Annotated in this window: 19 protein-coding genes; 5 read left to right on the top strand and 14 right to left on the bottom strand. The window is 71.5% G+C overall.

Annotated features, from left to right (window positions below):
• Window positions 1-10 precede the first annotated feature (10 nt).
• Genes ET495_RS04275 through ET495_RS04265 form a run of 3 tightly spaced genes read right to left on the bottom strand, consistent with a single transcriptional unit; the run spans window position 11 to window position 4,545 of the window.
• Entirely contained in the window at window positions 11-2,140 is a 2,130-nt protein-coding gene (locus ET495_RS04275; RefSeq protein WP_129202881.1) for a hydantoinase/oxoprolinase family protein, read from the bottom strand.
• A gap of 26 nt (window positions 2,141-2,166) precedes the next feature.
• The gene (locus tag ET495_RS04270) at window positions 2,167-2,595 is read right to left on the bottom strand and encodes an acetone carboxylase subunit gamma (RefSeq protein WP_129202879.1); all 429 of its coding nucleotides are present in this window, start codon (window positions 2,593-2,595) and stop codon (window positions 2,167-2,169) included.
• Between the two features lie 36 nt (window positions 2,596-2,631).
• Window positions 2,632-4,545, bottom strand: a complete 1,914-nt coding sequence (locus tag ET495_RS04265) for a hydantoinase/oxoprolinase family protein (protein ID WP_129202877.1) — start codon at window positions 4,543-4,545, stop codon at window positions 2,632-2,634.
• Between the two features lie 198 nt (window positions 4,546-4,743).
• Here ET495_RS04265 and ET495_RS04260 point away from each other — a divergent pair, with 198 nt between their 5' ends.
• Entirely contained in the window at window positions 4,744-6,576 is a 1,833-nt protein-coding gene (locus ET495_RS04260; protein ID WP_129202875.1) for a sigma-54-dependent Fis family transcriptional regulator, read from the top strand.
• 66 nt (window positions 6,577-6,642) lie between these two features.
• On the opposite strand, the gene ET495_RS04255 is transcribed toward ET495_RS04260, so the two are convergent.
• The gene (locus tag ET495_RS04255) at window positions 6,643-7,371 is read right to left on the bottom strand and encodes an IS5 family transposase (RefSeq protein WP_245993302.1); all 729 of its coding nucleotides are present in this window, start codon (window positions 7,369-7,371) and stop codon (window positions 6,643-6,645) included.
• Between the two features lie 171 nt (window positions 7,372-7,542).
• Between ET495_RS04255 and ET495_RS04250 the strand changes: the two genes are divergently transcribed.
• The 3 genes from ET495_RS04250 to ET495_RS04240 all read left to right on the top strand — a co-directional run bounded on the left by ET495_RS04250 (window position 7,543) and on the right by ET495_RS04240 (window position 11,697).
• Complete coding sequence (locus ET495_RS04250; RefSeq protein ID WP_162616363.1) at window positions 7,543-8,979, top strand: RNA-guided endonuclease TnpB family protein; 1,437 nt, start codon at window positions 7,543-7,545, stop codon at window positions 8,977-8,979.
• A gap of 94 nt (window positions 8,980-9,073) precedes the next feature.
• Window positions 9,074-10,252, top strand: coding sequence for a thiolase domain-containing protein (locus ET495_RS04245; protein WP_129202869.1), 1,179 nt, complete (start codon window positions 9,074-9,076; stop codon window positions 10,250-10,252).
• Window positions 10,253-10,437: 185 nt separating this feature from the next.
• Complete coding sequence (locus tag ET495_RS04240) at window positions 10,438-11,697, top strand: arginine deiminase (protein ID WP_129202867.1); 1,260 nt, start codon at window positions 10,438-10,440, stop codon at window positions 11,695-11,697.
• A 68-nt stretch (window positions 11,698-11,765) separates the two neighbouring features.
• Here ET495_RS04240 and ET495_RS04235 read toward each other — a convergent pair whose 3' ends face one another.
• From ET495_RS04235 to ET495_RS04190, 9 genes are all read right to left on the bottom strand, one after another.
• Window positions 11,766-12,488 (bottom strand): dienelactone hydrolase family protein, encoded by a 723-nt coding sequence (locus ET495_RS04235; RefSeq protein ID WP_129202865.1) that lies wholly within the window; start codon window positions 12,486-12,488, stop codon window positions 11,766-11,768.
• A gap of 476 nt (window positions 12,489-12,964) precedes the next feature.
• Complete coding sequence (locus tag ET495_RS04225; RefSeq protein WP_129202861.1) at window positions 12,965-14,335, bottom strand: MFS transporter; 1,371 nt, start codon at window positions 14,333-14,335, stop codon at window positions 12,965-12,967.
• A gap of 253 nt (window positions 14,336-14,588) precedes the next feature.
• Entirely contained in the window at window positions 14,589-14,834 is a 246-nt protein-coding gene (locus ET495_RS04220) for a hypothetical protein (RefSeq protein WP_129202859.1), read from the bottom strand.
• Between the two features lie 122 nt (window positions 14,835-14,956).
• On the bottom strand, window positions 14,957-16,138 hold the full coding sequence (locus tag ET495_RS04215; protein ID WP_129202857.1) for a thiolase family protein: 1,182 nt from the start codon (window positions 16,136-16,138) through the stop codon (window positions 14,957-14,959).
• Entirely contained in the window at window positions 16,135-17,760 is a 1,626-nt protein-coding gene (locus ET495_RS04210) for an AMP-binding protein (RefSeq protein WP_129202855.1), read from the bottom strand. Before ET495_RS04210 ends, ET495_RS04215 begins: the two co-directional genes overlap by 4 nt.
• Window positions 17,757-18,500: an SDR family NAD(P)-dependent oxidoreductase gene (locus ET495_RS04205; RefSeq protein WP_129202853.1), complete on the bottom strand. Its 744-nt coding sequence runs from the start codon at window positions 18,498-18,500 to the stop codon at window positions 17,757-17,759. Before ET495_RS04205 ends, ET495_RS04210 begins: the two co-directional genes overlap by 4 nt.
• The gene (locus ET495_RS04200) at window positions 18,497-18,859 is read right to left on the bottom strand and encodes a hypothetical protein (protein ID WP_129202851.1); all 363 of its coding nucleotides are present in this window, start codon (window positions 18,857-18,859) and stop codon (window positions 18,497-18,499) included. Before ET495_RS04200 ends, ET495_RS04205 begins: the two co-directional genes overlap by 4 nt.
• 54 nt (window positions 18,860-18,913) lie before the next feature.
• Window positions 18,914-20,131, bottom strand: a complete 1,218-nt coding sequence (locus tag ET495_RS04195; protein ID WP_129202849.1) for an acyl-CoA dehydrogenase family protein — start codon at window positions 20,129-20,131, stop codon at window positions 18,914-18,916.
• A gap of 55 nt (window positions 20,132-20,186) precedes the next feature.
• Window positions 20,187-20,729 carry a flavin reductase family protein gene (locus ET495_RS04190; protein WP_129202847.1) on the bottom strand — a complete coding sequence of 181 codons (543 nt, stop codon included), beginning with the start codon at window positions 20,727-20,729 and terminating at the stop codon, window positions 20,187-20,189.
• A 120-nt stretch (window positions 20,730-20,849) separates the two neighbouring features.
• Between ET495_RS04190 and ET495_RS04185 the strand changes: the two genes are divergently transcribed.
• Window positions 20,850-21,770, top strand: coding sequence for a LysR family transcriptional regulator (locus ET495_RS04185; RefSeq protein ID WP_129202845.1), 921 nt, complete (start codon window positions 20,850-20,852; stop codon window positions 21,768-21,770).
• A 169-nt stretch (window positions 21,771-21,939) separates the two neighbouring features.
• Here the strand turns inward: ET495_RS04185 and ET495_RS04180 are convergent, their stop codons facing one another.
• The gene (locus ET495_RS04180) at window positions 21,940-22,734 is read right to left on the bottom strand and encodes an SDR family NAD(P)-dependent oxidoreductase (protein ID WP_129202843.1); all 795 of its coding nucleotides are present in this window, start codon (window positions 22,732-22,734) and stop codon (window positions 21,940-21,942) included.
• Window positions 22,735-23,073: the final 339 nt, after the last annotated feature.

Here is a 23,073-nt window from a genome sequence, read left to right as displayed (position 1 = left end):
CTGTCGACGGTCAGTCCTGCAGGAACCACACCGCGCCCTGACGGGTGGGCTCGAGCCGCCAGCCCGGCTCGACGAGGAAGGTCGTGTTCTCTGTCGTGACGATCGCCGGCCCGGCGATCACGTGGGCCGCGGTGAGCGCCGTCTGGTCGTACACCGGGGTGTCGAGAGCCTTCGCGTGCCCGATGAAGTACACCGGACGGCTGCCGACGGGCTGCGGCGTCGTGCGGGTGCCGCCCGTCTCGAGCGAGGCGAACTTGACCACGTCGCCGTCGACGTAGGACGCCACGCGCACCGTGTTGCAGCGGATCCCCGCCTCCGGGGCGGCCGACTCCGCGCCGAACCGGTGGCTGTAGACGGTGCCGAAGGTGCGGATGATCGACAGGACGTCGCCGACGCCGTGGACGCGGTCGATGCCGTCGAGCGCGACGGCCTGCGTCAGCAGCTGGTTGCCGTAGCGCATGTCCAGCTCGAGCCGGTGCCGCACGTCCTGGGCACGCACGCCCTGGCGCAGCAGGTCCTCCCGGCCGCGGGCCTCGAGCTCCTCGACGACGGCGTTGAAGGCCTCGTAGTCGTCGAACAGCTCCCTGCTGGTCGCGTTGTACATCGTCATGTGCACGCCGCGCTCGTGGAAGTGCAGCTGCTTCATGTTGCCCGCACCGCAGGCCGAGAACACCGACGAGAACGGCGGCGCGAGCACGCGCTTGATCCCGGCGTGCCGGGCGATGCCGCACGCGTGCAGCGGCCCGTTGCCGCCGTAGGCGAGCATGGTGAAGTCCTCCGGCAGGTAGCCGCGCACGCGCAGCTCCTTGCCGATGCCGATGGCCATCTGCTCGTCGACGCCGTCCTTGATGACGCGCGCCACGTCCACGACGTCCATGTCGAGCGGGTCGCACAGCGTCTCCTCGATCGCGAACCGCGCGCGGCGAGGGTTGAGCGTGATGAACCCGTTGGCGTAGTTCCCCGGGTCGAGGTAGCCGAGCAGCAGGTCCGCGTCGGTGACCGTCGGACGCAGCCCGCCGCGGTCGTAGCACGCCGGGCCCGGGTTGGAGCCGGCCGACTCGGGCCCGATCTTGATCGAGTCGTGGATGCGGTCGTAGGTGGCGATCGAGCCGCCACCCGCGCCGAGCGTGTCCAGGTGGACCATGGGCACGGACACGAGCCAGCGGTCGATGGTGGGCAGGAAGTCGTAGTGCTTGACCCCGCCCTCGGGCACGAGCCCGATGTCGAACGACGTGCCGCCCATGTCGGTCGAGATGACGTGGCCGAGGCCGGTCTCCGTCGACAGGTGCTCGGCCGCCCCGACCCCCGCGATCGGGCCCGAATGGATCGTCTGGAGCGCGTCCGTCGAGTTCATCTGCGCCATGCCGCCCGAGTTGTGGATCACGAGCATCGGCTTGGTGTAGCCGGAGTCGCGCAGGTTGGTCGACAGCTGCGACAGCGCGTGGAACATGATCTCGTGCAGGAACCCGTCGATGATCGTCGACGTCGCCCGCACGTACTCGCCCTTGCGCCCCGAGACCTGGTGGCCCAGCAGCACGGGGATCGCGCCGAGCTCGTGCGGGGGGAACTCGTCGAGGACGATCTCCTGGATCGCCAGCTCGTGGGCCGGGTTCTCGGTCGCGTTGACGAGGGAGACGACGATGGCCTCGGCCCCGGCGTCGACCAGCTCGCGCACCACGTGCCGCACGTCGTCGCGGTCGAGCGGTGCGACGATCCTGCCGGCCGAGTTCACGCGCTCACGCACCGACCGGATCATCGAGCGCGGCACGATCGGCTCGGGGCGCTCGGCGGCCGGAAGGTTCTGCTGCATGGTGTGGTCGAGGCCCTCGCCGTAGCCGCGTCCGCGCGAGAGCGGGATCGTGTCCTCGAAGCCGTGCGTGACGATCGCGGCGACCTTGGGGCCCTTGCGCTCGATGAGCGCGTTGGTGCCGAGCGTCGTCGCGTACCGCACCGAGTCGACGGCGGACAGCACGGCCTGCCGCTCGAGCCCCGCGCGGGTGCACGCCAGGTCGAGCGCCTCGTTGAACCCGAGCGCCAGGTTGTGGTGGGTGGTCAGCGCCTTGGCCTCGACATACGTGTCGTCCCAGACGAAGAAGCAGTCGGTGAACGTGCCGCCGATGTCGACGGAGATGCGTTTCATGTCGTGTCCCTCCTACGGGTGCGGTTTCAGCGGACCTGGCCGGCAGCCTTGAGGGCCGCGGTGTACGCCTGCGCGTCGTCGCCCGGGCCGTAGTTGTGGACCTCCTCGGCGTCGACGCCGCGCTCGGCCCACTGCTCGCGCAGCGCGGCGACGTCGATGAGCATGTCGATCGTCGGCGGGTGGCCCGGCGGCAGGTACTCGGCCTCGATCTGCGTGCCGCAGCCCGGGCAGTAGTACTCGACGATCCGGCAGTAGGCGGGGTCGGGGCTGAACGTGTACTCGTACCGTTCCGGGTCGATGATCGGCTGGTGGATCTCGCGCGGGTCGCGGTCGTAGGCGAGCGTGCCGCGCTTGTAGGTGTCGTGCGCCGAACCCATGTCGTGGGCGCACACGCGGCACACCCAACGCTCGGTGTCGAGGTCGATCACGAGGTACTCGGTCATCGGGACTCGCATGGGAGCACTCCTTCGGGGCGGTGAGGGGCGAGCGGGTCAGAGGGTGTCGTCGAGCAGCAGGTCGCCCGACGCGGTGACACGGAACGTCCAGCCCGGCAGCACGCGGGCGGTGAAGAACGGGCCCTCGATCAGTGCCGGGCCCTGGCCGGTCGCCCCCGGTGTCAGGTCGTCGAGCACATGCACGGGGACCTCGTCGACGACGTCGCCGGACGTGCGCACCATGCGCTTGCCGGCCACGGCCGCCGGCGTCGCCTCGAGCACGGAGTCGGGCGGGAGGGTCGGCTGCCCGAGCGGGGCGGAGACCGTCAGCCGCAGCGACAGCGCGAACCCGGGTTCGTCGACGGCGTCGCCGACGGCATACTCGCGCTGCCGCACCGGCTCGCCGTCCTCGGACTCCACGACCAGCTCCCAGCGGGCGCGGCACTCGGCGAGCTCGTACCCCTCCTGGTACATGTCGCGCTCGGCGCGCGCCACGAGCGACGCGTACGTCGCGGCGGTCGCCTCCGTCGTCGGCTCGGGCACGTGCACCTCGTACGTCTTGCCGACGTCGGAGAACGAGATGCCGAGGGCCGAGAACACGGCCGCCGTGCGCGGGATGAGCACGCGGCGCACCCCCGCGAGGCGGGCGGCGCCCGTGGCGCTCATGGGGCCGGCACCACCGAACGCTGCGACCGTCGAGTCCTCGCGCACCAGGTGCGCGAACGAGTCGGCGACGGCGGCGGTGTAGGCGGCCTCCATCCGCACGAGCGCCTCGTCGAGGCTGATGCCCAGCGGGTCGGCGACCGTCTCGGTGACCACGGCCCGCGACCGCTCCGGGTCGAGCACGAACGTGCCGTCGAGGTAGGTGTTCGCGTCGAGCACGCCCAGCAGCAGGTTGGCGTCGGTGATCGTCGCGTCCCTGCCACCGAACCCGAAGCACGCGGGACCCGGCGCCGCGCCGACCGAGCGCGGCCCGACGGCGATCTTGCCGTCGACGACCGAGATGACCGAGGAGCCGCCGACTCCCTTGGAGTGAACGCCGCTCATCGGGTACGAGATGGGCACGCCACGGATCGTGCCGCGCGGCTCGACGGCCACACGGTCGCCCTCGACGACGCCGACGTCCGTCGTCGTGCCGCCGATGTCCATCATGAGCGTGTGCGTCAGGCCGTAGACGCGCGTCAGCGCGGCCGTCCCCTCCAGTCCGCCGCGCGGCCCCGACGAGTACGTCTTGAGCGCGATCGACTTCGCGACACGTGACGACGCGCCGTCGTTGCGGTACACGAGCAGCGGGTTGGCGACCCGGTACTCCTTGAGCCGCCGTTCGGCCCCGTACAGGAAGCGCTCCATCGTGGGGTGGAGGAACGCGTTGACGACGCACGACCACACGCGCCGCGGCGTCGTGCGGTCGCCCGCCAGGTCCCAGGAGTAGATGAGCGGGATCGAGCCGAGCAGGTGGCGCGGGAACTTGCGCAGCAGCACCTCGCGCAGCCGGTGCTCGCGTTCGGGCGTCTCGCACGCGACCACGACGCGCGCCGCACCCTGTGTCGTGAGCCGGTTGACGAGCTGGACCACCTCGTACTCGACGCTCGCCGCGTCCGCGGCGTCGTCGATCGTCTCGACGCGGTCCGCGACCAGTCCGTCGAACAGGTCGGCCTCGGCGTCCGTGGCGCGCATCGCGTCGCGCAGCCCGGGGATCGAGGTGAGGATCCCGATCATGGGCCCACGCCGCTGCACGAGCGCGTTGGTGCCCTGCGTCGTGGAGTACCTGATGTGCCGGGCCTCGTGCAGCAGCTTCTCCAGGTCGGCCGCGCCGTAGCGGGCGGCCGACGCCTTCTCGATCCCGACGAACAGGCACTCCGACAGGTCGTGCGGCGTGGTGAGCGTCTTGGTGAACGTGAACTGCTCGCCGTCCCACACGCAGATGTCGGTGAGCGTGCCCCCGTTGTCGATGTTGATCAGCGTGTCCATCCGGTCCCTCCGTCCTAGGTGGTCGCACCGCTGTACAGCGGCGCAGAGTGCGGCAGACTGTGACCTGGACCACTCTGACCGCTGTCCCAGACCCCCCGGCGTCCCAAGTTGGGACACCGGCGGGACTTTCGGGCGTCGCGGAGGCGATGTGAGGATGGATGCCCGACGGGCAACGACGCCCGAGAGGAGGCGAGAAGGATGCCGAACCCCGAGAGCCGTCTGCTGCGGGTCGCCGCGGCGCGCGCCGACTTCCTCGCCGGCGGGCGCGAGGGCGCCGCAGGGGTACCCGACCTGGTCGCGGCGTCCTGGGAACGCAGCCAGTCCGCGGGTGTCGACGTCACCCAGCCCTCGACGGACTACGACGACGTCGACCCCGCCTCGCTGCTCGTGCGGTGCGCGCTGCCCGTGCTGCACCGCATCGAGGTCGACGCGGCCGACGTGCCTCTCGTCATCGCCCTGACCGACCAGCGCGCCCGGATCGTGCAGCGCATCGACTCCTCCGCGGCCGTCGGCCGCCTGCTGGACCGCGTCGACTTCGCTCCCGGCTACAACTACGCCGAGTCGTCCATGGGGACCAACGGCGTCGGCACCGTCTTCGAGGCCGGGCGTGCCCTGGCCGTCGTCGGCCCCGAGCACTTCACCGACAACCTTCAGCCGTTCGCCTGCGCGGGCGCACCGATCATCGACCCCGTCACCGGTCGCGTCGAGGGCGTCCTCGACATCACGTGCCTCGCCCAGACGTGGACGCCGATCATGCATGCGCTGGTCAAGAGCGCGGCCGCCGACATCGGCCGCAACCTGCTCATGGACCGCAGCCAGGCCCAGCAGGCGATCTTCGAGACGTTCGTGCGGACCGCCGCGAGGTCCGCGCAGCAGGCCGTCTTCGCGTTCGGGGGCAACGTGTTCATGGCGAACCCGCGCGCCCAGGAGCTCTTCGACGCCGACGAGCAGCGGATCCTGCGCGACCACAGCGCGTTCCTGGTGGCACACCGTTCGCGGGCGAGCGACGACGTCGCCCTGCCCGACGGGCGCCGGGTCCACCTGCGCGGCACCCGGATCGTCGCGGACACCGAGGTCGCCGGGCTCGTCGTCGTCGCCGAGGTCGCGACCCGTCGCAGCCCGCACGCGACGGACTTCGCCGAACGGGTGCTGCCGCAGGTCGCGGTCGCGACCCCGCAGACCTCCGAGCTCGCGGGCGGGCTGTCCCGGCCGCACGGCACGATCGCGACGGGACAGTGCCCCGCCTGGCAGCGCGCGTGCGCCGAGCTGCGCGAGCAGCTCACCGACCGCGTCCCCACGCTCGTGCTGGGCGAGTCGGGCTCCGGCAAGTTCTCGCTGGTCGTCGAGATGTTCCAGGACGTCCACCCCACGGGTCGCGCCGTGAGCGTCGACGCCGACGAGCTCGGCGGCCAGGCGAGCCTCGACTCGCTGCTCGGCGGGGACGAGGAGCTGACGCTGCTCATCGCGCGCAACATCGACCAGGCCGGGACGGCGGCCGTCGAGAACATCGGCCAGGCGTTCACGGCCGTCAGGGAGAGAGCCGACCACGTGTGGTTCGTCGCGACGCTGTCGGACTCCGCGCTCGACTCCGACCTGCCCTTCCACGCGCTGCTGCGCCACTTCGACGCGGCAGTCACCGTGCCGCCGCTGCGCACCCGCACCGCCGACCTGCCGCACATCGTGGCATCAGTCCTGCGCGAGATCGCCCCTGACCGTGGCGTGCGGATCAGCCCCGACGCCCAGCGCGTCGTCGCCCGCTACACCTGGCCGCGCAACGTCGCCCAGCTGCGTGACGCGCTCGCCCACGCGCTGCGCCTGCGTCCGGTCGGCGAGCTCCAGGCGCACGACCTGCCCGCCTACTGCCAGACGACGGCGCGGCGCACCCTCACCCCGCTGGAGACAGCCGAACGCGACACGATCGTCGAGGCGCTGCGTGCCCACGACGGCAACCGGGTCGCCGCGTCCCAGCATCTGGGCATGTCCCGCTCGAGCCTGTACCGCAAGCTCGAGGCCTTCGGCATCAACGTCTGACGGCGGCACGTGTCCGCATCTGGGACACCGCGCCCGCCCGGCCTGCTCCTAAAGCCTGTCGAACAACTACCCGCAGCGGTCGAGCCGGCGCAGGAGTAGCTGGATCTGGGACAGGATGACGAATGCTTCGTGGGCGGTGGGGGTGGCTTCGTACTGCCGCGCGAGGCGGCGATGCCGGTTGATCCGCCCGTTCGTCCGCTCGACCACCCGCCGGTGTGGTTGAACGATGAAACCGCTGGCAGGCTTGGGGCCGGAGACGATCTGGAACTGGATCCCAGCCTTTGCCGCAGCGTCAGCGGGCGCCTGGCCGGTGTAGCCCTTGTCGGCCCACACGTGCGCTACGGAGGGGCAGGGGTTCTTTGCGAGGAGGTCGGCGAACGCGACCCGGTCCTGGATGTTCGCCGCGGTCAGGTGGGCGGCCAGGAGCCGTCCGGCGGTGTCGACGAGGATGTGGCGTTTGATCCCGTCGACCTTCTTCGCGCTGTCGAAGCCGCGCTCGCCGGGCACCGGGGTGGACTTGACGGACGAGGAGTCGACAACGGCCGCCGTCGGCCGCTGGTCGCGGCCGTCTTGGACGCGGTCCTCGGCGCGCAGGACAGCGAGGACCTGCTCCCACAGCCGTCTGTTCGTCCATCTGGTGAAGTGCTTGTGCGTCGCGGACCAGGTGATGGTGAAGTCGTGCGGGAGCGCCCGCCACGGGATGCCCGTGGTCACGACGAACAGCAGCGCGTCGACGTACTCACGCCACCGGTGCTCACGGCACGGCCGCCCGCCACGGGTGTGGGCTGGGATCACGAGCGCGCTGATCCGCGACCATGCGGTGCCGGTCAGGTCGGACGGGTACTGGCGGCGCGGGCGGGAGCGGTCACACCCACGGCATCGTCGCCGTCAGGCCTGACATCCCTGGTCGTGTCGGTGCCCGCCGGTAGCGTCCTGGTCGTGGCCCGGCATACGACGTTCCAACTGGTGGCTGACCCCACCGCGAAGCAGGCGCGTGCCCTGGCCCGGCACGAGGGCGCCGCACGGTTCGCGTTCAACCAGGGCCTGCGACTGCACCTGAACGCCCGCCAGGCATCCAAGAACGCCACCGAGGTGCTCACCGGCGACGACCCCGACGCGGTGTTGGTCCCGTGGACGGGGTTCGACCTCATCAACGCGTTCAACGCGTGGAAGAAGACCGAGGACGCCGGCCGCCGCTTCGTCGTCGCCGCCGACGGGACTGCTGATCTGGAGGTCACAGGTCTTGCGTGGCGCTCGGAGGTATCCGCGCAGGTCTTCGAGGAAGCCGTCGTCGACCTCGGCAAAGCACTGGGGGCGTGGACCAGCTCCCGGCGCGGCAAGCGCGCCGGCCGGCCGGTCGGGCACCCACGGTTCAAGAAGAAGAACTACGAGCGCGGCTCATTCCGCCTGCGCAACAAGACCTCCAAGACGAGGACCGGCCAGCGGACCACGATCCGTCTCGGCGAGGCCGGTCCCCGCTCGGTCACGCTGCCCGGGATCGGCGCCATCAAGGTCCACGACGACACCCGCCGCCTGCGGCGCATGCTCGCCAAGGGCCGGGCACGGATCTTGTTCGCAACCGTCTCGCGGCGTGGCGGCCGGTGGCGCATCAGCTTGAACGTCGAAGCCGCCGACCTGCACCCCGCCGCCCAGCACCCCGCCCGTGACGACGCCGATCACGCTGGGTGGGCCGGTGTGGACCGCGGGCTGCACGCACCCGTCGTCGCCGCTACCCGCGATGGCAGCGAGGTGCTGCGTGTGGCCACGGCACCCAAAGCGTTGCTTACCGCGCAACCGGTCACCCGGCGACTCCAGAAGTCGGTGTCTCGCAAGGTCAAGGGCTCCGCCAGCCGGCGTGCCGCCGTGCGCCGCCTCGCCCGTCACCACGAGCGGGTCCGTGCCCGCCGTCACCACTTCCTGCACCAGGTCTCGAACTCGTTGGTCCAGACCCACGACCGGCTCGTCATCGAAGACCTCAACATCACCGGCATGCTCGCCAACCACCGGCTCGCCGCAGCGATCTCCGATGCGGCCTGGGGTGAGCTCGCCCGCCAACTGCGCTACAAGATGGCCTGGCGCGGCGGGCAAGTCGTCACAGCGGACCGGTGGTTCCCCTCGTCGAAGACCTGCTCGGCCTGCGGTGATGTGAAGACCACGCTCACCCTCGGCGACCGCGTCTTCACCTGTGAGAACGAGGACTGCGGGCTGACGATCGATCGCGACCGCAACGCCGCGATCAACCTCGCCACCTGGGGCGAACAGCACCACACCACCCAGGTCCTGGACCCCGAAGCACGAGGCCAGGTCACCAACGCCCACCGACCAGACGGCTCTGGCCCGCGCGCACGCGCAGACGAAACCAGCCGGGATGACGTGGGAACCCTCACCGCCACCGCGGCATAAGGACGTCCGAGAAGGACGCTGCCGTACACCTCACCGAGGTTGTTCGACAGGCTTTAGGCTCCGGGTGGAGGACCGGCGCCAAAGGAGGCACCCCATGACCGCTCCCCCGCTGCTCGACGTCGGCATCATCGGTGTCGCGCACACACCGTTCGGCAAGCTGCCCGACGAGACGGTCGTCTCGCTCGTCGAGCGCGTCACCGCTGAGGTGCTCGACGACGCCGACGTCGACGCGCTCGACGTCGACGAGGTGTTCGTCTCGCAGTTCAACAGCGGGCTCACACCGTTCGCCTTCCCGTCGTCCCTGCCCATCGGCGCCGATGCCGGGCTGTGGGGCACGCCGATGACGCGCGTCGAGAACGCGTGCGCCTCGGGGTCGGCCGCCGTCCACCAGGGACTGCGAGCGATCGCCTCCGGGCTCGCGGACACCGTCCTGGTCGTCGGCGTCGAGAAGATGACGCACGCGAGCGGCGCCGACGTCGCACGCGCGCTGCTGGGCGCCGACCTCGACCGCGCGGGGTCCGACGCGCCGGCCGGGTTCGCGGGCGTGTTCGCCGCCGTCGCGGACGCCTACGCCGCCCGCTGGGACGCCGACCCCTGGCTCGGCGACGTGCTCGGGCGGATCGCGGCCAAGAACCACGCCAACGGGTGCGCGAACCCGTGGGCGCAGCTGCGCAAGGACCTCGGCGTCGAGTTCTGCTCGACCGTCTCCGACCTCAACCCCGTGGTGGCCGGGCGGTTGCGGCGCACCGACTGCTCACCGGTGAGCGACGGCGCCGCCGCGCTCCTGCTGCGCCGGTCACCCGCGACGCGGCTCGCGAGCATCACCGGGTTCGGGCACGCCAACGACCACCTGCGGGCCGCGCGCCGCGACATCACCGACTTCGCCGCGGGGCGTCTCGCCGTGCAGCGTGCCCTCGCGATGGCCGGTCTGACGCTCGACGACCTGTCGTTCGCCGAGGTGCACGACTGCTTCACGATCGCCGAGCTCGTCATCTACGAGATGCTCGGGCTCACCGAGCCGGGCCAGGGGCGCCGCGCGATCGACGAGGGCTGGGTCCAGCGTGACGGGCGTCTGCCCGTCAACGTCTCGGGCGGCCTCAAGGCCAAGGGCCACCCGGTGGGGGCGACCGGCGTCTCCCAGCACGTGCTCGCGGCCCTGCAGCTCGCAGGCCGCGCGGGCGACCTCCAGCTCGCGGCTCCGTCGGCGGGCCTCGTGCACAACATGGGCGGGCTCGCCGTCGCGAACTATGCGACGGTGCTCGCGGCGGCGTAGCCGACCGGGCCGGGCCGGGCCTCGGCAGACGCGGCGGACGGTTCGAGCACCGTCGCCTCAGGCATCGACGCCTCGCGACGGGCCGCAGAGGCGTGGCCGGTCGCCGGCGGCGCTTCCCTGACCGGCGGCGGCCCCGCACGTTGGGTAACGTCCCCTGGAGCGATGACGTCGCGCCTGGAGGGCACATGGAACCGCAGGACGCCGAGACGCAGGGCGCGCGGTTCGGCGTCCACTCCGAGGTGGGCAGGCTGCGCACCGTGCTCGTGTGCCGCCCGGGGCTCGCGCACGAACGCCTCACGCCCCGCAACAACCACGACCTGCTGTTCGACGACGTCCTGTGGGTGCAGAACGCGGTGCGCGACCACGAGGACTTCGTGCGCCGGCTGCGCGAGCGCGGTGTCGACGTCGTCGAGCTGCACGACCTGCTGGCGCAGACCCTGGCCGTGCCGGGCGCCCGGGACTGGCTGCTCGACCGCAAGATCGTCCCCGACGAGGTGGGCCTCGGCCTGCTGACCGATACCCGCGCCTACCTCGAGACGCTCGACGACGTCGCCCTGGCCGAGCACCTCGTCGGCGGCCTGTCGACGCGCGACCTGCCCGCCTCGCTGCACGCGAGCGAGCTGGCCCTCGCGCACGAGTCCACCGGCGGCAACGAGTACCTGATGCCTCCCCTGCCGAACACCATCTACACGCGCGACACCACGTGCTGGATCTACGGCGGCGTGACCCTCAACCCGCTGTACTGGCCGGCCCGGCACGGCGAGACGCTCCTGATGAAGGCGATCTACCTGTTCCATCCCCGCTTCGCCGGCAGCCGGGTGTGGTGGGGCGACCCGGAGCGTTCCTGGGGCCGGGCCACGCTCGAGGGCGGCGACGTCATGCCCATCGGCAACGGCGCGGTGCTGATCGGGATGAGCGAGCGCACCTCGCGTCAGGCCATCACCCAGGTCGCGGCGAGGCTGTTCGACGCCGGTGCGGCGACGCGCGTCGTCGTGGCCGGCCTGCCCCGGCTGCGGTCGGCGATGCACCTCGACACCGTGTTCACGTTCGCCGACCGCGACCTGGTCACCTACTACCCCGACATCGTCGACGGCATCCGCCCGTTCTCGCTGCGCCCCGCCGACGACGGCGGCGTCGAGATCACCGCCGAGCCGACGCCGTTCGTCGACGTCGTCGCCGACGCCCTCGGGATCGCGCGGCTGCGCACGGTCGAGCCGGGCGGCGGCTGGTACGCGGGCGAACGGCAGCAGTGGGACAGCGGCAACAACGTCGTCGCCGTCGAGCCCGGCGTGGTGTTCGCCTACGACCGCAACACGCACACCAACGCGCTGCTGCGGCAGGCGGGGGTCGAGGTGGTCGAGATCGTCGGCGCCGAGCTGGGGCGCGGGCGCGGCGGCGGGCACTGCATGACGTGCCCGCTCGCGCGGGACGCGGTGGACGGCTGACGCTCCCGTGCCGGGCGGCCGGGCCGCCCGGCACGGGACCTCACCTCGGGTGCCTCACCTCGGGTGCCTCACCTCAGGTGCCGGCAGAAGAACCGTGCCGCGTCCTCCCCCGCGTGCGGGGGGACGCCGGTGTGCCCGCCGAGGTTCGCCTGCAGCGTCTTCTCGGCCGAGCCGAACGCGTCGAACAGGTCCAGCGCGAGCTGCCGGTCGTTGCCCTTGTCGTCCCACTGCAGCAGGACGTGCAGCGGGATCGTGACCTCGCGGGCCTCCTCGACCATCGACCGTGGCACGAAGCTGCCTGCGAAGAGGCCTGCGGCCACGATGCGCGGCTCGACGCGTGCCAGCCGGATCCCGACGCCGACGAGCCCGCCCGAGTAGCCGACAGGGCCGCTGATCTCGAGCAGCGCGAGGAGCGCGTCGATGGCGCTCTGCCACTCCGGGGCCGCCTGCTCGACCAGCGGGAGGACCAGCCGGTCCACGATCTCACCCACCGGTTCCCCGTGCGCCAGGGCGCTGCGCAGGTCCGCGCGGGCCGCCTGGGCGTCGGGGGACGGCGGGCGGTCGCCCGACCCCGGCAGCTCGATGGTCGCCGAGGCGAAGCCGTCGGCGGCGGACCGCCGCGCCCGCCCGGCCAGCCGGGGGTACATCGTGTCCAGTCCACCGGGGTGTCCGAGCAGGATCAGGGGTGCGGGCCGGGACGCCGGCGTCCACAGGATGCCGGGGATGTCGCCGAGCGTGAACCGGCGTTCGACGACGTCGCCGTCGATGAGCCGTTCTGACGTGAAGTGCATGGTCGTGCCTCTCGGGAGTGCTGAACGGCGCTCCCGGACGACCTACCGCCCGACCATGCCTCCGCGAGGGAGCACCCAGATCGTCTTGCTCACGGGTACCACCTCCTCGTTCACGTGCACGGCCTTGCGGATGCTAGCAGCGCTTGCCGCGCCTCGTTCAACGATTTTCGGGGGCTCTCCCCGTGTCCCCGTCGGGCGGGCGCGGGCAGCCGCGACGATCCGTGGGCAGGTGCCCGCAGGCAGGGCGACCAGAAGCGCCCCGGGTCCGGCCGGCCCGGGGAACCGTCACCAGGACCACCGCGTCCACGCGCGGCCGGCGGGGTGAGGGGGCCTCTCGCCGACGCCGCGCGGCGCGGCCGGGCCGTCCCGCCCCGGGTGCGGCCGGGGGCGGCCGGGAGCGGAGACCCGCACGTTGCCCTGCGAGCAGTGTGCGTGTCCCCGCCACCGGGTCCCGTCATGCGCGAGCCTGGACCGCGTCAGCTCTGCGCCGGCGTGCCGCGTCTTCCCACGAACGGCAGCGCCTCCTCGGCGCCCGCATCGGCGCCGAGAGCGATGCCCGTGCGGTCGCGGAGCACCGCTGTCGCGGCGAGACCGACGGCGGTGAGCAGCACGAGGTAGACGGTGATGGCGCCCGAGGTGCCCGTCGTCCGCAGCAGCCACTGCGCGATGAGCGGAGCGAACGCCCCGCCGAGCACGGCACCGACGGCATAGGAGATGGAGATCCCGGAAGCCCGGATGGAGCTCGGGAACAGCTCCGCGAAGAAGCTGGACATCGGGCCCATCGTGATCCCGGTCGCCCCGTTGAGCAGACAGATCGCCAGCAGGAACAGCGCGATCTCACCGGTGTTCACCAGGGGGAACAGCGCCAGGACGGCCACGGCCTGCACTGCCCACCCGATCATGAACATCCGCCGCCGCCCGACGCGGTCCGAGAGGGTGCCCGCAATCCAGGTCGTGGCGAGCCACACGAGGCTGGAGAACGTCACCGCTGCCAGGACGGGACTCAGCTCGAGCCCGATCCCCGTGTCGGGATCCGTGACGTACTGCTGCAGGAACCCGCCGGGGATCATGTAGCTGGGGCCGTTGGTCCCGGCCATGACGAGCGCGACGACGAGCACGAGCGGCGCATGCGTGCGGAACAGGGCCGCGATGGGCCGGCTGGTGACCTTCTTGCGCGCCGCCAGCTCCGTGAACACCGGCGACTCGCCGACCCTGCGCCGCACGTAGTGGCCGACCGCGATCAGGACGACGCTCGCGAGGAACGGCACGCGCCAGCCCCAGGCGAGGAACGCGTCTCCGGGAGCCAGGACGCTCATGAGCCCGAGCGCGCCGGAGGCCAGGAGCAGCCCCAGCGGGACGCCGATCTGCGGCGCCGTCCCGAAGAACCCGCGACGTCGCACCGGCGCGTGCTCGACCGCCAGGAGGACCGCTCCTCCCCACTCGCCACCTGCCGAGAGGCCCTGCAGGACGCGCAGGACCAGCAACAGCACCGGTGCGGCCAGGCCAATCTGGTGGTAGGTGGGAAGCAGCCCGACGGCCGTCGTCGCGACACCCATCAGGATCAGCGTCCCGACCAGGACGGGACGCCGCCCCACTCGATCTCCGAGATGGCCGGCGATAAACGCCCCGAGCGGGCGGAACAGAAAGCCGATTCCACTCGAGGCGAATGCCACGAGAACGGCGACCTGCCGCCCTGCGGGCGCGAAGAACAGCGGAGCGAGCACGACTCCTGAGGCCGTCGCGTAGATGAAGAAGTCGTACCATTCGATGGTGGTGCCGATAATCGTCGCAGCAAACACCCGCCGTCGGTCGACGGCTGTCCTCACCGGGTCCAGGACGGAAGTCATCTGACGATCCTTTCCGTTGAGACGAACTGGTCATGAGCGTTTCGGTGCGCACCGACCCGCCGAGTTTGCAGCATTCCACGCACGTTCGTCAACGGTTTGTCATGCGCCTTCCCGGACCATTACGACGCGCTGGCAACTGAATGGTGAAAACGCGCGCACGCCCCGGAGCGAGGTGGTACACACCTCGCCCGACTGCGACCGGCCGGCACTATGTCGGCTGTGAGTTCCTAGACCTTTCCCGCCATTCTGAGAATCAATGACCGGCGTCGTTCACCGGGGCGGCAAGGGGCCACCCCTGCTGACTCCACCGAAGCGAGCAGACGGTGCCCGGCCCCGCGTCGTCGGGCCGGTCCTGCCATCGGGTGATGAGCTCGAGCCCGCCCAGGTCGAGCCGGACCAGGACGAACGGGCCCTCCGCGAGAAACTGCTCCGGCACGCCACGGTGAACCGTCACCTCGTCGACGACGACGGCCGACCCGGTCCAGACCGCGGGCCGCACCTCACCGCTCCCGCACCGGCGACACGTCTCTCCGCTGGGCCACCGCCACGAGCCGCAGCGCCCGCACCGGGGAAAGGCGATGTCATCGCCCACGCGGCGCGGGTACCCGTTCCCGCCCGGCATCAGGCCCGCCCCACGCCCGGCCGCGACATCACGAGCGCCCCCACCGACTGCGGGCCGTCCTGGTCGATCATGCCCAGGCCGGTCGCCAGCGCCGCGCTCGCGCCCGCGACCTGGGTGTCCCCGGCTTGGTGGGTGACCTGCCGGGCCGCCTGGACGAGCGGCACGAACCCGCCCGCGCCACCGGCCTGACCGATGTTGAGCATCCCGCCACCGGTGTTGAACGGCACGGCTCCCGCCACACCGTGCGACTCCCGGTCCAGGAACGCGCGCAGCCCTCCCCCGCCGAGCAGCCCGAGCTCGTCGAGCTGGATCGCCACCATCACGGGAAAGTCGTCGTACAGCTCCAGCACGGAGAGGTCTCGGGGGCCCAACCCGCACGCGTCATACAGGGCGGCCGCGTGCTCCCGCCACCCGAACGTCATGGCCGCCCGGCTTCCGTGGCCGTGAACCGAGAACCCGGCGCGAAGGTGGGCGACCGGACGGCGGATCCTCCTCGCCCGGTCCTCCGACATGACCACCACGGCCGCCGCACCCGAGCCCGGATAGACGCAGTCGTAGAGGCCGATCGGCTCCGCGACCGCCGGCGCGTCGAGGTACTGCGGCACCGAGAGCGGCGCTCGGAACATCGCCACGGGGTTGCGTGACGCGCAGCGGCGCTGGGCGGCGGCGACACGCCCCAGGTCCTCGCGCGACGTCCCCGTCCGCCGCGCGTGCTCGTTCTGCACGAACGCGAACACGACCGGTGCCGACGCCGCCCCGATCGGCGCCAGCGCCTCGGCGAACGACGTGGAGAAGGTCGCGTTGAGGCGTGCCAGCGACGCCGGGTCGGTGGTGTCCGCAGCCGCGCAGACGACCACCTCCGCGTCACCGGCCAGAACCGCGCGCGCGGCCCCGAGGACTCCGTTCAGCGCGCCGGAACCGCCCGGGTCCTGGGGGCTCAGCCACTGCACGCGCAGTCCGAGACGGAGGGCGAGGTCCACCGCGTGGTCGGGCCCCAGCGTGAACCCGCCGACGGCGAAACCGTCGACCTCGCTCGGGACGATCCCCGCGTGCGCGATCGCACCGGCAACCGCCTGGGCGAGCAGCTCCCGGGCTGGGCGGTGAGGGCGCCTGCTGACGGGCAGCTCGCACCACCCCGCGATCACTGCCCCGTCGACGTCGCGCACCGCGCTGATCGTCATCGCGACCACACCTCGGCCGTGACACCCGCCGCGCGCAGCATCGCCTTGGACACCTTCCCGTTCGCCGTCAGCGGGAGCTCGTCCACGACGCGCAGGAATCGCGGCAGCGCGAAGGCCGGGAGGTTCTCGGCCGCCGTGGCGATGAGCTCCTCGGGCTCGAACGCGTGACCGTCCGCGAGCTGCACGACGACGAGCACCTCGTCCTCGCCCAGTTCGCTCGGCACCGCGACCGCAGCGGCGTCGGCGACCGCCGGGTGCCTGCGCACGGCCTGCTCGACGTCGTGGCTCGAGATGTTCTCGCCTCGTCGTCGGATCGAGTCCTTGATCCGGTCGCGCCACCGGTACACGCCGTCGGCATCGCGGGCGACCAGGTCTCCGGTGTGGAACCACAGGTCGGTCCGCGACGCCGACGTGGCCGCGGGATCGTCGAGGTACCCGGTCGAGATCATCGAGGGCTGCATGGGCCGCACGGCAAGCTCCCCGGTGGCCACGCCCTCGAGGACCGTCCCGTCCGCGTCGAGCAGGGCGACCTCGTAGTCGGGGTGCGGCACACCGACCGCGCCGCACATCGGCAAGCCCACCGGCGTATACAACGGCACGCCGATCTCGGTCATCCCGAACCCCTCCACGACGGCCACGCCGAAGAACGCCTCGAAGCGGGGCTTGAGCGCAGGATCGATGCCGGGTCCGAGGATGCGGCGCAGGCGACCTCGCTGCGCGGGCTCGAACTGCGCCGGCCGCCGGTTCCAGAGCATCGTGCTCATCGCCCCGAGCACATAGGTGACGGTCGCACCGGCCTGCGCGACCCGGCCCCAGAACCGCGAGACGGAGAACTTGGGCCCGATGACGGCCCGCGCCCCCGAGGCCAGCGCCTGCAAGGGGGTGGTCAGCGCGTTGGTGTGGAACAACGGCAGACACGTGTACAGCACGTCGTCGCTGCCCAGCTCGAGCTCTTCGCCGCTGATCACGGCCCACCACCACAGCTGTCCGTGCGGGATCACGACGCCCTTGGGCGGGCCCGTGGTCCCCGACGTGAACAGCACCGCCGCGGGGTCCGACGGGCTCACCTCGACCGGGCCCGCACCCGCGGGAGCGGGCGCGTAGGGAACCGACGAAGCCAGCCACTCCTCGACCTCGGGCGCCAGGTCGTGGTCGACGGCGTCGAGCGCGTCCGACCCGACAATCACACGCGGCGGGTCTCCGATCTCGTCGAGCACGTCGGACACCGCCCGCAGCTGCGCGGCCGTCGACCGGTCGAACACCACGACGGAGGGCCGGGTCCGGAGCAGCTGATGACGCAGCGAGTCGCCGCGCAGCGCAGGGTTCAGCGGGACGAGCACGCTGCCGTTCCACGCAGCACCGAACAGCACCTCGAGCGACTCGGCACGGTTGGGGCTCAGCATCGCGACCCGTGACCCACGGCCTGCGCCGAGCGCTCGCAGCGCCGCGGCCACGCCCGCCGCCGTGCCGACCAGGTCCTGCGCGGTGTACCGGCGCTCGCCGACGGTCAGGACCAGCCGTCGCGGTTCGGTCTCGGCGGCATGCGTCAGCATCTGCGAGACCGTCCGGCGCCCGGGCGCCCAGTCGCGCCACGGATGCTCGCGCACACGCAGGTGCGTCATCGGGTGAACACACCCCCGTTGACGTCGATCGTGGCGCCGGTGACATAGCCACTGTCCGGACCGACCAGGTACGCCACGGCGGCGGCGACCTCCTCGGCACTGCCGACCCGCCCCACCGGGATCGTCTCCGCCAGCGCGCCCTCCTCGCCGGAACGCATGGCCGGGCTGCGCACGGCGGCCGGCGCGACCGCGTTGACGGTGATCCCGTCGCCCGCCACGGCACGCGCGAACACCTTCGTCAGAACGAGCATCCCCGCCTTCGACGCCGCATAGTGCGCGCCCGCGACGAGGCCACCCTGCTGCCCGGCCAGCGACGCCACGTTCACGATCCGGCCCCAGCCGCGACCGCGCAGCAGGCTCGCCACGCGCTGGGTCAGCAGGAAGCATCCGCGCAGATTGGTCTCGAGCACCGCGTCCCACTCGTCGGCGGTGATGTCCCACAGGGCCGTTCGAACCGTCCGTCCCGCGTTGTTGACCAAGACGTCGGGCACCGACCACCGGCGCACGAAGGTGTCCACCGCGTCGTGGATGGACACGGGGTCCGCGACGTCGACCGGCAGCGCGAACGCCGTCCGTCCCGACGCGTCGAGCGATGCCGCCACCGTCCGTGCGGCCTCGACGTTGATGTCGGCGACGGCGACGCGGAACCCGTCCGCGTGCAGCCGCCGGGCGATCGCCTCCCCCAGACCCTGGGCGGCTCCGGTCACCAACGCCGCCCGTTCCGGTCGCGCCGCGCTCACGTGTCCTCCCCGAAGAACAGCGGTCGGCCCAGGCGCGCCTCCACCTTGTAGTACCGCCACAGCTGGTGGTCTCCGACGGGCGTCTCGCGGAAGACGTTGGTGATCGCGCGCACCTCGTCGTAGCCGGGCACCTCGAGCAGCAGGTAGCAGGTCCACGGGAAGGTCGTGGACGGACCGATCTGGAGCGTGTCGTCGTCGAAGGTCCCCAGGACGCGCACGCCGAACCGTCCGGCCAGGCCCGCGAAGGCGGTCTTGGTCGCGAGGAACACGGCCTTCCGCTCACTCTCTGGGGCCGCGAAGAACCGCTCGGTGACGCCGATAGCGACGAGCGCGCGCATGGGTTGTGCCGTGGAGCTCATCTGTGTTCGTCCTTTGCTGTGCGGGCTCATGGAAGTCGCTCGGTGAGGTGTGCCCTAGACCATCGCCTGGTCGGGCGTCGTGCGGAGCGTCCCGTGCGTCGGAGCCATCTCGAGCCCGAGCGACGTCGCGGCGATGAACTCGTGGGCCGCGAACGTGGAGACGGGCATGAAGAGCCCGGCCTGGACGTCGCGCCAGGCTCGCTCGAAGGGAAGCGACCGCACATAGGCCGCGCCGCCGACCACGTCGATCAGGCGCGTGAACACCTCGACCGCGTTCTTCGTCGCCACATGCTTGACCAGGGCGCTGTGCGCGACGATCTCCTGAAGGTCGAACTCGGCGAAGTACTGGGGAGTCCCGAACTGGGCCGTGTGCCGGTACAGCAGCGCCCGGGAGGTCTCGACCAGAATCTCCGCATCCGCCAGCGCGTCCTGCGCCCGGGCGTTGTCGCTCAGCCCGCGCCTCTTGATCTGCTGCCTCGCCCAGTCCACGGCCCCTACGGCGATCCCCGTGTAGACGGCCGCGAAGGCGGGCTGCGACCAGCCGAAGACCGTCTCGGTCACGCGCGCATCGAGGTGGCCCACGGGGAAGGAGTGGATGACGTCCTCATCGGGGACGAACAGGTCGGTGAACTCCAGGTCGTTGCTCTGCGTGGCCCGCATTCCCATCATGTCCCAGGTCGAGTGCACGGTCACCCTCGGGTCCTTGAGCGAGATCTTGAGCTGGAGCAGCTGCGGGCCACGCTCCGGGTCGTCCCACCGCGCGGTCGTCGACGCGTGTGTGGCGACCGACGTGTTCGTGCCGAAGTTCTTCCGGCCGGTCACCACGAAGCCGCCGTCGACGCGCATGGCCCGCGTGCGCGCGTCGTACATCAGGTTGGGCGAGCCGAACTCGCTGGTCACTGCCGCCCAGATGAGCTCGCCGGACGCGGCCTGCTTCAGCAGACGCTCCAGCCTGGGGTCGTGGTCCTTGCGCCACACCGCAGCCCACTGCCCGAGCGGGACGATGTGCATGTTGACCGCCAGCGCGGTCGCACCGTCGGCGGCGGCCAGACGCTCGATCACGGGGATGATCTCCGCCTGTGTCGCGCCCAGGCCGCCGAGCTCCTCCGGGATCGACAGGTTGAGCAGTCCCGCTCTGCGCAGGTCGTCGTAGTTGTCGTGCGGGAAGGAGTTCTCCCGGTCGTGCTGCGCGGCACGTTCCCGGAAGAGCGGAACCAGCGGCTCGACGAGCGCGACGAGTTCCTGCTGGCGGTTCGTGAGGAGTTGCTTCATCGTTCCCTCCTTGGGGCGGATCGGATTCGAGGCGCTCGGCGAGACGGGGTGACGCTCAACGCACGAACGGGACGTGGATCCCGTAGTTCCGGTTGGAGTAGGTGAGGCTCTGGACGTCGTTGGTGTGCACCTCGACGACCCGGCCGAGAATCAGCATGTGGCTGCCGGCGCTGAGGAACCGCTCGACATGACAGTCGAATGTCGCGGAGGCGGTCAGGCGAACGGGCGAGCCGGTTCTCAGCGCACCCCACGATTCCCCGAACTTGTACCGCGACGCCTGCGTCGACTGGCCTGAGAAATCGTGCGCAATCTGCACGTCGTCGGCCGCCAGGACATTCAGTGCGAAGACGCCGTTCGTCGTGACGGCCTCCGCCACGGGCACGCCCCGAAAGAGCCCGACGATGAGAGTCGGCGGATCCGCGCTCACGGACATCGCCGCCGTGGCAGTTTGCCCGAACCGGCCGGCGATTCCGTCGGTGGTCACCACGGTGACCGATCCGGCAGTGCGCCGAAACCCTTCCAGAAATCGGCTTCGCACGTCAGTGGCCCGCGATTCGGGCGTTTCACGCGGCTGCGTCCGAGACAAGGCGGCCACCATCACACTCCTTTGTGTCGTGGGCCACAGTCGGCCATCGCCCAAGTCTCGGCCGACCCCGGTTCTCGCAGCAAACGGATGAATATGTTGTGATTCATCGTCACAAGCGATGTACTCGGGCGCGTGTCCTCTCGCCGCTCCATCACCATTGCCCAGCTGGAGTCCTTCGAGGCCGCCGCCGAGTTCGGTTCCATGGCCGAAGCCGCGCAGCGCCTGCACACCACGCCGTCGAACGTCTCGGTCGCCGTGTCAAAGCTGGAGCGCGCTCTGGGCGTCGAGCTGCTGGTGCGCCATCGGGCCCGGGGCGTGACGCTCACACCCGCCGGGCGCGAGGCGCTCGCACAGGTCCGGCACATCCTCGCGTCCGGCCGCGAGCTCGAGGAGTGGTGCAGCGCGGAGCGCGGCGAGCTTGTGGGAAAGGTCCGGCTGGGCTGCTTCGTCTCGCTCACGGCCTTCTACGTGCCCGACTTCCTCGCGCAGATGCGCCAGCAGGCTCCGCAGGTGACCGTCGAGGTGCACGAGGCGACCACCGACGTGCTGCACCAGCTCCTTGCCGACGGCGAGCTCGATCTCGCCCTGACCTACGTCCAGGAGGTCCCGGCCGGCGTCGCCTTCCACGCGATGACGACGGTTCGCCCCCACGTCATCGTCGCTGCGACCTGCGACCTCGCCCAGCGGGAGTCTGTCCGTCTCGCCGACCTGGCGTCCGGCACCATGGTCACGTTCAACACACCGTTCGCCGTCCGCCGATCCCGGCAGCTGTTCACCTCCAGCGGCCTGGAACCTCCGCCGCAGGTCCTGGCCTCCACCATCGAGACCACGCGGGCACTGGTCGCAGCGGGTCTGGGGTTCGCCATCCTCAACCAGCGCTGGGCTTCAGGGATCGCAGCCGACGGCAATCGCGTCGTCACCGTCGAGCTTGCCGACGACGTCACCCCGCTGCGCCTCGGCACCCTCACCCGTCATGCCAGGCCGAGCGCCAAGATCCGGCTCGCCAACGACATCCTCGCCGCGCACGCACGCGAACGGCACCTCGGCCCGTGACACCCCTCGCCGCCGGCCGTTCCCTCCCACGGCCGGCGGCGGCGGCCGGCCACCCGCCCGGACGGCCCGCCCGGCCCCGGCTGGGCGACCGTCTCCTCGCAACACAGGCCAGGTCAGGTCCGGCGACGCACCCGCGCTCGTCAGACCCGAGGCCGGCTGCGGCGCCCTGCTACGGAACGATGGAGTCGACGTAGCCACCGTCGACGCGCACCGCGGCGCCGGTCGTCGCGGAGGCGAGCGGGGAGGCGAGGTAGACGACGAGGTTGGCGATCTCCTGCGGCTCGATCAACCGACGCAGCAGTGACTGAGGGCGGTGGAGCCGCATGAACTCCCGCTGAGCCTCCTCCCACGGAAGGGTCGGGTCGACCAGCTCGTAGACGAACCGCTCGACGCCGCCGGTGCGCGTGGGGCCCGCGATCACCGAGTTCACGGTGACGCCGGAACCCGCGGCCTCCTTCGCGAAGCCGCGCGAGACCGCGAGCAGCGCCGTCTTGGACACGCCGTAATGGATCATCTCCTCGGGGATGACGATCGCGGAGTCGCTGGCGATGTTGAGCACCCGCCCCCAGCCGCGCCCGGTCATCCCGGGCAGGGTCGCCCGGATGAGGCGGACGGCGGCGAGCACGTTGACGTCGAAGTACCGGCGCCACTCCTCGTCGGTGATGTCCAGAGCGGGTGTGGCGCCGAAGATGCCGAGGTTGTTGACCAGGACGTCGACGTCGCCGCTCGCCGCGAGCACAGCGGCCGCGCCCGCCTCGTCGGTGACATCCCCCGGCGCCGCCACAAGGTCCCGCCCGGCGCCGTCGGCGCGCAGCGCGTCGACGGCCGCCTCGACGGTGTCGGGGGTGCGGCCGTTGATCGCCACGCGAGCACCGGCGTCGGCGAGTGTGCCGGCGATCGCGCGACCGATGCCCTGCGTCGAGCCGGTCACCAGCGCGGTCTTGCCGCTGAGGTCGATGAGCATGAAGTTGCCTCGCAGGGGGAAGGCCGGCGGGCACCCGCGACCGGTGTCACGAGCGCCTCGGCGAACGGTGTGGCCGCGAGCGACGGTACCCCGGAATGCCGGCCCCCGTGCCCGGCGGCCGACGTCGGACGGTCCGCTCGGATGGTCCGCTCGGATCGAGTCGCCCGGGGCTTCTCGTTGACAGCGCCGGTCGTGCTCTGTTCCTACCTGGCCCGGTCAAGCGCCCGGCCCGCACGCGTCCGGACATAGGCTGACGGCAACCGCGTCCCGGCACGGTGCCTTCTGGAGAAGACCCGGGCCGGCGGCACCCCGACGCCGTCAAGACGGTCCACACCCGAG

The organism is Xylanimonas allomyrinae, assembly GCF_004135345.1.
Classification (GTDB): Bacteria; Actinomycetota; Actinomycetes; order Actinomycetales; family Cellulomonadaceae; genus Xylanimonas; species Xylanimonas allomyrinae.
The sequence above is the reverse complement of the archived record's forward strand: the minus strand, read 5'-3'. Positions and strand labels throughout refer to the sequence as shown.